The sequence below is a fragment of the Spirillospora sp. NPDC052269 genome (genome assembly GCF_040679435.1).
In the GTDB taxonomy this organism is placed as follows: domain Bacteria; phylum Actinomycetota; class Actinomycetes; order Streptosporangiales; family Streptosporangiaceae; genus Spirillospora.
Map to the genome: position 1 here is coordinate 1 of NZ_JBFAUU010000043.1, position 9408 is coordinate 9408.

10 protein-coding genes and 1 pseudogene are annotated in these 9408 nt (G+C 71.0%); 2 read left to right on the plus strand and 9 right to left on the minus strand.

Going from position 1 to position 9408, the window contains the following annotated elements:
* Nucleotides 1-377: 377 nt before the first annotated feature.
* From AB0L06_RS43405 to AB0L06_RS43420, 4 genes are read right to left on the minus strand one after another with little or no spacing between them, the layout of a single operon-like run.
* Nucleotides 378-1244, minus strand: coding sequence for a hypothetical protein (locus AB0L06_RS43405; protein WP_500237616.1), 867 nt, complete (start codon nucleotides 1242-1244; stop codon nucleotides 378-380).
* On the minus strand, nucleotides 1228-2793 hold the full coding sequence (locus AB0L06_RS43410) for a hypothetical protein (protein ID WP_500237617.1): 1566 nt from the start codon (nucleotides 2791-2793) through the stop codon (nucleotides 1228-1230). Before AB0L06_RS43410 ends, AB0L06_RS43405 begins: the two co-directional genes overlap by 17 nt.
* Nucleotides 2786-3544 (minus strand): AAA family ATPase, encoded by a 759-nt coding sequence (locus AB0L06_RS43415; protein WP_500237618.1) that lies wholly within the window; start codon nucleotides 3542-3544, stop codon nucleotides 2786-2788. Before AB0L06_RS43415 ends, AB0L06_RS43410 begins: the two co-directional genes overlap by 8 nt.
* Nucleotides 3544-5283, minus strand: a complete 1740-nt coding sequence (locus AB0L06_RS43420; protein WP_500237619.1) for a transposase — start codon at nucleotides 5281-5283, stop codon at nucleotides 3544-3546. The genes AB0L06_RS43415 and AB0L06_RS43420 overlap by 1 nt, the downstream gene beginning before the upstream one ends.
* A gap of 153 nt (nucleotides 5284-5436) precedes the next feature.
* Here AB0L06_RS43420 and AB0L06_RS43425 point away from each other — a divergent pair, with 153 nt between their 5' ends.
* Nucleotides 5437-5760: a winged helix-turn-helix transcriptional regulator gene (locus AB0L06_RS43425; RefSeq protein ID WP_500237621.1), complete on the plus strand. Its 324-nt coding sequence runs from the start codon at nucleotides 5437-5439 to the stop codon at nucleotides 5758-5760.
* 73 nt (nucleotides 5761-5833) lie between these two features.
* Here AB0L06_RS43425 and AB0L06_RS43430 read toward each other — a convergent pair whose 3' ends face one another.
* From AB0L06_RS43430 to AB0L06_RS43445, 4 genes are all read right to left on the minus strand, one after another.
* Nucleotides 5834-6577, minus strand: coding sequence for a methyltransferase domain-containing protein (locus AB0L06_RS43430; protein ID WP_500237622.1), 744 nt, complete (start codon nucleotides 6575-6577; stop codon nucleotides 5834-5836).
* The gene (locus tag AB0L06_RS43435; RefSeq protein ID WP_500237623.1) at nucleotides 6577-6924 is read right to left on the minus strand and encodes an ArsR/SmtB family transcription factor; all 348 of its coding nucleotides are present in this window, start codon (nucleotides 6922-6924) and stop codon (nucleotides 6577-6579) included. Before AB0L06_RS43435 ends, AB0L06_RS43430 begins: the two co-directional genes overlap by 1 nt.
* A gap of 42 nt (nucleotides 6925-6966) precedes the next feature.
* Nucleotides 6967-7152 (minus strand): hypothetical protein, encoded by a 186-nt coding sequence (locus AB0L06_RS43440; RefSeq protein ID WP_500237625.1) that lies wholly within the window; start codon nucleotides 7150-7152, stop codon nucleotides 6967-6969.
* Between the two features lie 449 nt (nucleotides 7153-7601).
* Nucleotides 7602-7949, minus strand: coding sequence for an ArsR/SmtB family transcription factor (locus AB0L06_RS43445; protein ID WP_500237627.1), 348 nt, complete (start codon nucleotides 7947-7949; stop codon nucleotides 7602-7604).
* Nucleotides 7950-8061: 112 nt separating this feature from the next.
* On the opposite strand from AB0L06_RS43445, the pseudogene AB0L06_RS43450 reads away from it, so the two are divergent.
* Nucleotides 8062-8607 (plus strand): annotated as a pseudogene (locus tag AB0L06_RS43450) (flavin-containing monooxygenase); the annotation flags it as partial.
* A gap of 594 nt (nucleotides 8608-9201) precedes the next feature.
* Here AB0L06_RS43450 and AB0L06_RS43455 read toward each other — a convergent pair.
* Nucleotides 9202-9387 carry an ArsR/SmtB family transcription factor gene (locus tag AB0L06_RS43455; RefSeq protein WP_500237628.1) on the minus strand — a complete coding sequence of 62 codons (186 nt, stop codon included), beginning with the start codon at nucleotides 9385-9387 and terminating at the stop codon, nucleotides 9202-9204.
* Between the last annotated feature and the right edge of the window lie 21 nt (nucleotides 9388-9408).

Consider the following 9408-nt stretch of genomic DNA (forward strand, 5'->3'; position numbering starts at 1 on the left):
TCGGTCAACTCATGACGACGAATCACACCCGCCATCACACCCCGACACCCTGATCAACCTCAGCCAAACACCAAGATCCAACGGACACGCCCTAGTGGCTGTCCCTAGGTTCCTCAACCCCGAACTTGGCGCGACTGGCGCACAACTTGGCGCCGAGCGGACAACAACCTGGCTGTTGAGCGCCAAGTAGATGTCCCTTCGCGCCAAGTTGTTGGCCGGTTCGGCGCCAAGTTGTTGTCCCTGGTCTTGAGGGCGTCATTTTCCCGTGTTGCGGCTGGTGGTGTGGGTGGCTGACGGGGTTGATCGTAGTGCTGTCGGGTGGGGTGTGTTGTTTTCGTGGTGTCCGTATTGGTGGTCTGTGGCTGGCGGTGTTGTGGTCACCAGTTGTAGAGGTCGATGTCGATCCCGACGGGTGGCGTGTCGTGGTCGTCGTGGTCTTCGGGGGTGGGGTCGGGGTGGGTGGGGAGCCAGCGGGGGGTGCGGAGGTGTTTTTGGCTGGGGTCTTTGATGCCGAGGCTGTAGCGGACGGCGTCGTCGAGGTTTCCGTAGTCGAGGTCGTCGCCGGTGGTGACGATGCCTCGGTGTTGGAGTTCGGTGATGTGGTGCTGGTGCTGTTCGAGGAAAGGGGCCAGGGCTAGGTGGTCGCGGCTGAGGCCGTCGGCTTGGGCCAGGACGCACAGGGTGGCGGCTTGCCGGACGGTGAGGCCGTTTTGGGTGGAGGGGGCGTCGCGGAGTGCGTTGTGTTGGTCGGCGGTGAGCAGGTCGAGGCGGAGGTGGACGCTGAGGCGGCTGGTGAGGGTGCCGTCGAGGGCGTGGGCTGCGGCCAGGTGGGGGTGGGTGCGCAGGTGGGTGACGGCCGCGGTGAGCCGGTCGTGGGGCCAGCCGAGCGCGTCGGCCAGGGCGTCGGCCGCCAGTGGGATGGCGGCGTGGGCGAGGGCGGCGATGACGATGACCGCGTCGGGGGCGGTGGTGGTGGTCGCGGGGTCGGTGGGTGGCTGGTCGCCGTGGTGCGGGACGGGGTCTGGTTCGGGCAGGAACGCCTGGACGGGCAGGTCGAGGAGCTGGGCGAGGGCGACGATGACGTTGAGGGGGACGTCGCCGAAGTGCAGGGGGTAGGGCGGGGTGGTGTTTGCGGGGCGGCGGGGTGTGAGCGGGGCGTGGACGCCGAGGGTGGTGGTGATCTGGGTCCAGCTGACGCCTCGGGCGTGCATGCGTTGTTCGACCAGCTTAAGCAGGGCTGTCATGGTGGGAGTAGTTCCAGTCGGTGGCCATTTCGGGGGTGGGTGGCAGGACGTGGAGGCTGAGGCCGCGCCGGTTGAGCCAGGTGCTGTTGGGGATGCGGTGCTGGTACCGGTTGGGGTCGGTGGTGTCGGGCAGGTGCAGGACGCGCTGGAGTTGGGCGATCAGGTCGTGCAGCGTGGTGGGCCCGGTGTCGGGGAACAGCAGGCTGTCGGGGGCGGGGTCGCGGGCGCTGGTGTGGGTGTGCAGGGCGGCCAGGATGGGCTGCAGGTGGGCGGGGACGACCGCGGTGTAGTCGATGGGCAGGTAGCGCGGGGCCTGGTGCCCGGGTTGGTCGTTACCGGGCAGCGGCGCGGGGTCGAGGGTGTTGAGGAGACTGTCGCGGCTCATGCGTAGCCAGGAACCGTCCGGGGCCAGGTCGCCCAGGCGCAGGTCGGTGTGCCATCCGCTGTGCATACCGGGTGGGCGGCCGAAGTAGAGGGCCAGGGCGGTGGCGGCGGCGACCTCGACGCGTGACCATCCGCGCAGGGCGGCGGCGATGTGTGGGGTCAGGTCGCTGAGTAGCCGCCGGGCCGGGTGGGCGCCGAGGGTTTCGGGGCGCCAGCGCAGGTAGAGCTGCCCGCTGTAGAGGTAGGCGGCCTGGGTCGCGCGGAGCCGGATGAGGGCTTGGGCGGGGTCGGTGGCCGGGCCGATGAGATCGTCGCGCAGGTCGGCGGTCAGTTTCAGTAGGTGGTGGCGGCCGAGTGTGCTGGTGTGTTGGGGGCGTGCCCAGCGGCCTGGGTTGGATTGGTCGGCGGCGCGCCGGTAGGTGGCGGTGTAGAGGCGGTTGACGCGGGTGAAGTCAGCGGGGTCCAGGCGGTGGCGGCATTCGGCGAGGAAGGTGGTGAAGTCGGCGGACGGCAGCGGCGGCCAGGCCCGGGGGCGGGTGCGGCGGTGGCGGGGTTTGCCGACGGTGGTGAGGAATTCGGCGACGGTGGCCGGTTGGACGGGCAGGTGGCCCAGGTCGCCCGGTTTGAGGCGGCGTATCGCCCAGATGAGCCAGAGGCGGGCCTGGCAGCGGGCGGCGAGGTCGGCCAGCAGGTGCAACTCATGGTTTCGGAGCTCGTGGGCGCGGTCGATGATGAGTTCGCGGGTGTTCTCGGCCCGTAGCCAGGCTTCGATGTCGCGCCACAGTTCGGTCAGGTCTGCGTCGTTGCCGCGGCGGGGGCGCCGGGGCAGGCGCTTGCCGAGGGCGAGCAGCACGTCCATGGCCAGGCGGATCCGGCGGGCGCGGTCACCGGCCGCGCCAGTACTGCAGCGGTCGGGTGCGGGCAGCACCACCACCTGTCCGGCGGCGACGTCGTGGATGGCGGTCAGGTGCCGGGTGACGATGACGTCGTCGCCGGGGTTGTGCACCAGCCGGACCTCGGCCTGACGCCCCGGCCCACTTTCCGGTCCGACGCTGGCGCCGAAGTGGGCGGTGTCGAAGTCGCTGAGGTCAGGCGTGCCGCCGGGGTCGGGATCGGGGTTTGGTCTGGGCCGGTGGCTGTCGGCCTGGTGGCCGGGGTCAGTCACTGATCCCGCCGCCGAGCAGGGCGTAGGTGTTGGCGATGACGTCGGGGTCGATGTGGGGGCGGTGGTGTTCGTCGCACAGGGCGGCGGCGGTGTGGGTGAACACGGCCCAGTCACGCAGGTTCCCGTGGGCGAAGCGGGTGTCGATGTCGGTGAGGACCTGGTCGGTGGCCTGGGCGTAGATGGGGTGGAAGCGGCGGATCAGGCCGGGGACCGACGGGGGTTTGATCGGTTGGAACGGCAGGCGCCGGAACACCCGGGAGCGGAACATCGGTTCTTTGGACAGCACCTCCCAGCAGGAGTCGCCGCCGACGTACAGCAGCGCGAAGCGGGTGTCGCGGTGGTCGTGCAGGTGCCGGATGGTTTCCAGGCAGTCTCCGTTGAGGCGTTGTGCCTCGTCGATGACCAGGAGTCGTTGGGGGCCGGCCAGGAGTTCGGTGAGCATGCGTGCCAGGTCGTACCGGTTGTAGGACCTGGGGGGTTTGGAGCCGGTGACCGCCAGCGCGATCTCCTGCTGCACCTGCAGCATGGTCGGTTTGGACTGGAAGGCCATCGCGGAGTACACCACGGTGGTCGCGGCCGCCGTCTGTTCCAGGGCGTCCTCGACGGCGTAGGTCTTGCCGGTGCCGGCGGGGCCATGCACCACGCCCATGGCGTTGTGTTTGACCAGGTCTGTGACGATGCGGGCGGTGAGCTGGAATTGGCGGGTGTCCAGGGTGGCGGCGTCGGGCAGGTCGAGGAAGTGCTGCGCCATCAGCGGGCCTCCGGCTCAGGCTCGGGGTCGGGCCCGGCGCGGCGATCGGTCGATGGCGGATCGGTCGACGGATCGGTGGGCGGGCCGCCAGGTTCGGCGGGTGCGGGTGCGAGTGCGGGTGCGGCGGCTGGGGGTTCGGTGTTGGGGAGGCCGGCCGGTGGGTGCAGGCCCAGCAGGCTGGTGCTGGCCTGCTCGGCCAGCAGCCGGTCGGACCGGTTGCGGGGGCGGGGTGCGGGCCGTGTGGTCTGGGCGGCGTGGTGGGCGGGGATCAGGCGGGTGTCGACCGCGTGGGGTTGGTCGTCGTTGAGGGGGGCGAGCACTTCACGGGCGTGGCGTTCGGCCCGGCGCAGCTCGCGTCGCAGGTGGCGGGCTTCGGCGCGCTTGTGGTCGCGGAACGCCTGGTGCTGTTCGGGGGTGAGGTGGCCTTGTGGGTAGGCGGTGCACAGGTGCTCGCCGAACTGGTAGACCTCGATCCACCGGTCCTCATGCGGCATGTAGCGGATGCTGATGCGCTCTCCGGCTTTGCCGTCCAGTTCGGGGGCGATGAAGTTCAGCCCGCGGAAGTGGACGCCGTCTTTTTGGATGACGCGGTCGTCTCCGGCCAGCAGCAGGTGCCGCAGCGTGTCGGCGGGGACGCGGTGCAGCGCCGTGTCGTCGTCGGTCCAGGCTTGCAGCGGGGTGCGGCCGTCCAGGGCCCCGTGGGGCCGCTCGGTGTTGTACCAGTGCACCCAGGTGGCCATGCGCGCGGCGAGCCGTTCGATGCGCATCGGCCGCGTCGGCGCGGTCTGGGCGTCCTCGCGTGAGCGCGGGTCGTCTTTGAGGGGCCCGTACAACTGCCCGGCGGCGTCGCGTGGGCCGTCGGTGTAGCCGGGCAGTCCGGTCAGCAGGGTCTGCTGGACGGTGCGGTGGAGGCGTTCTTGTTTGCCTTTCAGTTCGGGGGTGCGTGGCGGGAGCAGGTCGCAGGTGACGCTCAGGCTGTTCAGAGCGTCTTGGACGGCGGTCGCGGCGAATTCCAGTCCGCCGTCGATCCGCACCGCCGCCGGGACCGCGCCCCAGGGGCCGCGGTCGGGTTCGTGGACCAGCGCCATCCGCAGCGCCGTCAGCACGGTGGCCGAGCTGGGCCGCAGCGCCAGGCACCAGCCGACGATCGCGCGGGTGCGGGCGTCGGTGAAGGCGGTCAGCCAGGGCCGGGCGGCCTTGCCGCGGGGAGGCAGGACCAGGATCGGCAGGTCCTTGTGGTCGGTCTCCCAGACGGTGTTGCGCGGCACCTCAGGCTGGTCGCAGTGGACGCCGTGCTCGCGGCGCGCGTTCTCCCCGTGGGTCAGCAGCGCCCGGTACCCGGAGCTGGTCTGCTCGGCGAACGCACGTTGCAGGCTGCGTAGCGCCACCGGCTCGGCATCGGCCCAGCCCCGTGCCAGGAACGCCGGGACCGGGCCGCCCGCGACGGTGCCGCTGCCTTCCAGGACGGCCTGGCGGGCCCTGAATACGAACGCGATGTTGCCGCGGTAGAAGGCGTAGGCGTCCAGGTCGGTGCGCGACAGGCGGTACGGGTCGGGTCCCCGCCGCAGCACGGCGGCATCGGGGGTGAAGGCGGTGAGCCGGCGCCGGACGGTGCGGACCGTGACCCCCAGCCCGGCGGCGGCCAGGCGGAGGTGTTGCGGTGTGAGGGCGCCTTGGGCGCGCAGATCGTGCAGCCGGAGCAGGGTCACCTGCCAGCGCTGGCGGTCGGGGTGCGCCATCGTGGTCCTCCTGCGAACAAGGGCGCAACGACGGGACGGCGAGACACCTACGGCACAGCAGACAATCAGCGATCAATCAGCGATCTCCGTATCGGAACGTAGCAGCGCGACTGCGGAAATATGAGCCACTTCGAGAACTGGAGTGATCGTGTGATGGTCACGGACACCGTGCCGGGTGAGCCGCTTGAGTTCCCCGCCGCGGCCGCCGGCGTGTTCGGGGTTCTGCACCGCCGCTGGGCGCCGCATCTGCTGATGCTGCTGAACCAGCGGCCCGCCGGGTTCGTCGAACTCCAGCGAGCCGTGCCGGGCCTGTCGTCGGCGAGCCTGAACGAGCGGCTGCGTGACCTGGTCGAGGCCGGGCTGGTTGTTCGGCGCCACTGTCCAGGCCCGCCGATGACCAGCCGCTACGAGCTCACCGTGGCCGGCGCGCAGGTCGGACGGCACCTCACCCTGCTGGCGTCGGCCTCGGCGCTCTGAGGGCGACCCGCCCCATCCACCTGTACGCATGGCCTGGTGGCCGGGCCGGTCCGGTTTCTTGCCCAGCCGGGGATCACCGGCCTTTGACGGCCTGGATGATCGCCGAGTGCAGGCCGGGTTCGGCCGGAGCCGTGGGTGTGACCGTGACGGCGGTGAATCCGGCGTCCAGTAGGTGGGTGCGGTACTGGTCGGTGGTGAGGGTTCCGGCGTGGCAGCCGACGTGGTGTTCCGCGGCTTGCTGTTCGGTGGGGTCCAGGCTGGGGCCGGCGATGACGTCGCTGATGCCGAGGCGTCCGCCGGGGCGTAGGACGCGGGCGGCTTCGGTGAGGACCCGGGGTTTGTCGGCGGACAGGTTGATGACGCAGTTGGAGATGACCACGTCGACGGAACCGTCCGGCAGGGGGATGTCCTCGATTCGGCCTTGGAGGAAGTGGGCGTTGGCGGTTCCGGCTTGTTCGGCATTGATGCGGGCGAGTTCGAGCATGTCGGGGCTGGCGTCCAGGCCGTAGGCGGTGCCGGTGGGGCCGACGCGGCGGGCCGACAGCAGGACGTCCAAGCCGCCGCCCGACCCGAGATCGAGGACGGTGTCGCCGGGGTGGAGGTCGGCGACGGCCAGGGGGTTGCCGCAACCGAGGCTGGCGCGCAGCGCGTCCTCGGACACGGCTTCGTCGCCTGTGTAGGCCGCCGCGCCGAAGCAGCCCTGGTCCGGGCTCTGGCAGGGCTCCTGGTCGAGTGGGGTCTGGCCGGATAGGGCGAGGCGGGCCAGGCGGGAGTAGCGGTCGATGATCGCATCGGTTCCGGATGCGGGCTGGTCCATCAGTCCTCCTCGGGCGGACAGGTGGGGGCTTGGGGGGCCGGGTGACCCATGACCAGGTCGGCGGCGGTGGGGAAGCAGTCCACGCAGGCGGTGTTGATGCGGTAGTAGCGGGCGGTGCCGACCTGTTCGACCAGCACGAACCTGACGTCGGTGAGCGCTTTGAGGTGTGCCGAGACGGTGGACTGCCCGACGGCGACCTCGTCGACGATCTCGCCGACGTTCATGGGGCGTTCCTGGCGGGCCAGCAGCGACACGATCTGGACGCGGGTCGGGTCGGCGAGTGCTTTGAACCAGGACGCGTACCGGGCTGCGGTGGGCCGGTCGAGCGGCCCCTTCTCCTCTTTCATCGTCCATCGACGATAAACGATGAATGGGGTTCGAGGAAGGGTTTAGGGGGGCTGGCGGGGGTCAGCGGTTTCGGATGACGGGCGTCCGCCGAGGGCGCGCGCGATGTCGTCGACCGCGGCGTGGGCGTTCATGCCGGCGCCGACCTGGGTGGCGGAGGTCGGGGCGGTCCAGTCGCCGTATCCGATCAGGTGGAGGCGCGGTTCGGCGGTGGCGTGGGTGCCGGTCATGGGGAATTCGCCGCTGTGGGTGCGCAGCCGCAGCGTGGCCAGGTGGGAGAGGGCGGGGCGGAAGCCGGTGCAACCACGGGACGGTGTCGCAGTCGAGGGTGCTTCCGTCGGACCAGGGCGACGCCGGTGGGGTGAGCCGGGTGGACATGGGGCGGGCGTGCAGGTCACCGCGATCGCGGGTCGTACGCACGGGCGGGACGGCGACCCCGCCGTCATGTCGCCACCGTGGAGGAGGGCGGTGCGGCGGGTGGCGATCTCGAACAGGCCCGGCCGTCGATGTCGTCGGGCGGCGACCGGGGCGGACGCGGCGTCCCCAGACGGTGTCGACGTTCCCGGTGGCCGACAGGTCCTCGATCGGGAATGCTGTGATCAGGCAGGCTACGCCGGACGTTTCATGATCCCCACCGGTTCAACCAGGACGACACGCGCAAGGCGTCACGGGACATGTGTCAGGTGCCGCAGGGCGGACAGCAGGTGCGCAGGTAGTCCTGAAGCTCTGCCAGCGAGCGCTGCACGGCCGTGGTGTCGACACGATGGAAGACCTGCTTGCCGTCCTTGCGGGAGCTGACCAACCCACCGCGGCGAAGGATCGCCAACTGCTGGGACGCTGCGGGCTGGGAGATGCCCATCTGCTCGGCGACCGCCCCCACGGTCAGCTCGACACCTCCGGTGAACAGCTCCAGCATGCGCTGGCGTTGCTCGCTGGCCAGCGCCTTGAGGAACTCGCGCGCGCCGGCGCCGAGGGGTGCGGCCACGCCGCAGGCGGGGGCCGTGCCGTCGCCCGTACCGACGTCCACGCCGATCTCCGTCAAGGCCGATCGCCCCCTCCCGTCGTCGCCGCGTCCACCTCCGACACTACGCCACGCATAGACATATTGACATATAAGAAAGTCTTTATATGTTGGGGTCATGTCCACGAACACCACGACCGTGATCATCGTCGGCGGCGGGCAGGCCGGACTCGCCACCGCCCGCGCCGCCCGCATCCTCGGCCTGCATCCGCTGGTCCTGGAGGCGTCCACGCGGACGGCAGGCTCCTGGCCGCACTGCTACGACAGCCTGACGCTGTTCTCCCCGGCCCGCCGCAGCGCCCTGCTGGGAGCTCCCTTCCCCGGTGACCCGAACGGCTACCCGGCCCGAGATGAGGTCGTTGCCTACCTGGAGGGGTACGCCGAACGACTCGACGCCGACATCCGGCACAGCCACCGCGTGGTGAAGGTCGCCGCCGAGACCGCCAGCGCATCCGGGCGGATGTTCGAGGCGGTGACCGACAGAGGGGAGAGCTTCACCGCGCCGACGGTGATCGCCGCGACCGGGGCGTTCAGTCGCCCGCATCGTCCCAGCCTGCCGGGGCTGGAGGGATTCACCGGCACGGTGCTGCATTCGTCGCAGTACCGGCGGCCCGAGGAGTTTGCGGGGCGGCGCGTGGTGATCGTGGGCGGCGGGAACTCGGCCGTCCAGATCGCCATCGAGCTGGCCGAGCGGTCGCGGGTCACCCTGGCCACCCGCCATCCTTTGCGGTTCATGGCCCAGCGCGTCCTCGGCGTCGACATGCATCTGTGGTTGCAGCGCACCGGTCTGGACTCGGCCGGGTGGGCCCGCGGGCTGCTCACCGGCGGCAAGGGAACGCCGGTGTTCGACACCGGCACCTACCGGGCGCGGATCGCCACCGGCAACCCCGACCGCCGCGAGCTGTTCACCCGCCTGGACGGTGACCAAGTGGTGTGGGCGGACGGGACGCGCGAGCGCGTCGATGTGGTGCTGCTCGCCACGGGGTTCCGGCCCGGCGTGGACTACCTCGACGAGCTCGGGGCCCTCGATGACGACGGCCGGCCGCTGCACGAAGGCGGCGTCTCCACGACCCATCCGGGCTTGGGGTATGTGGGCCTGGAGTGGCAGCGGTCCTTCGCCTCGGCCACCCTGCGGGGGGGGGGGGGGGGGGCCCGCCGCCCGCGCCCCCCCCGCGGCGCCCCCCCCCCCCCCCCCGCCACGTCCTCAGCCGCCTCCGCAAGTAGCCGCCCCTCGGGGCGGGGCGGGGCCGGCCCGGGCTCAGGCCGGGGTGAGGGTGGGCAGGGTGAACAGACCGGACAGCCGGGTAAGCCGCTCGGAGATCACTTGGTAGTACACCCAGGTTCCGCGGCGTTCGCCGTCGATCAGTCCAGCCTTGCGGAGGACTTTGAGGTGGTGGGAGATGGTCGGTCCGGTCAGCTCGAAGGGGCCGGTCAGGTCGCACACGCACGCCTCGCCGGACGGGGC

What these genes read in the sequence shown, in the direction of transcription:
- AB0L06_RS43405 (WP_500237616.1), bottom strand. Translation starts at nt 1,244, where the DNA reads ATGACAGCCCTGCTTAAGCTGGTCGAACAACGCATGCACGCCCGAGGC.
- AB0L06_RS43415 (WP_500237618.1), bottom strand. Translation starts at nt 3,544, where the DNA reads ATGGCGCAGCACTTCCTCGACCTGCCCGACGCCGCCACCCTGGACACC.
- AB0L06_RS43420 (WP_500237619.1), bottom strand. Translation starts at nt 5,283, where the DNA reads ATGGCGCACCCCGACCGCCAGCGCTGGCAGGTGACCCTGCTCCGGCTG.
- AB0L06_RS43425 (WP_500237621.1), top strand. Translation starts at nt 5,437, where the DNA reads ATGGTCACGGACACCGTGCCGGGTGAGCCGCTTGAGTTCCCCGCCGCG.
- AB0L06_RS43430 (WP_500237622.1), bottom strand. Translation starts at nt 6,577, where the DNA reads ATGGACCAGCCCGCATCCGGAACCGATGCGATCATCGACCGCTACTCC.
- AB0L06_RS43435 (WP_500237623.1), bottom strand. Translation starts at nt 6,924, where the DNA reads ATGAAAGAGGAGAAGGGGCCGCTCGACCGGCCCACCGCAGCCCGGTAC.
- AB0L06_RS43440 (WP_500237625.1), bottom strand. Translation starts at nt 7,152, where the DNA reads ATGACCGGCACCCACGCCACCGCCGAACCGCGCCTCCACCTGATCGGA.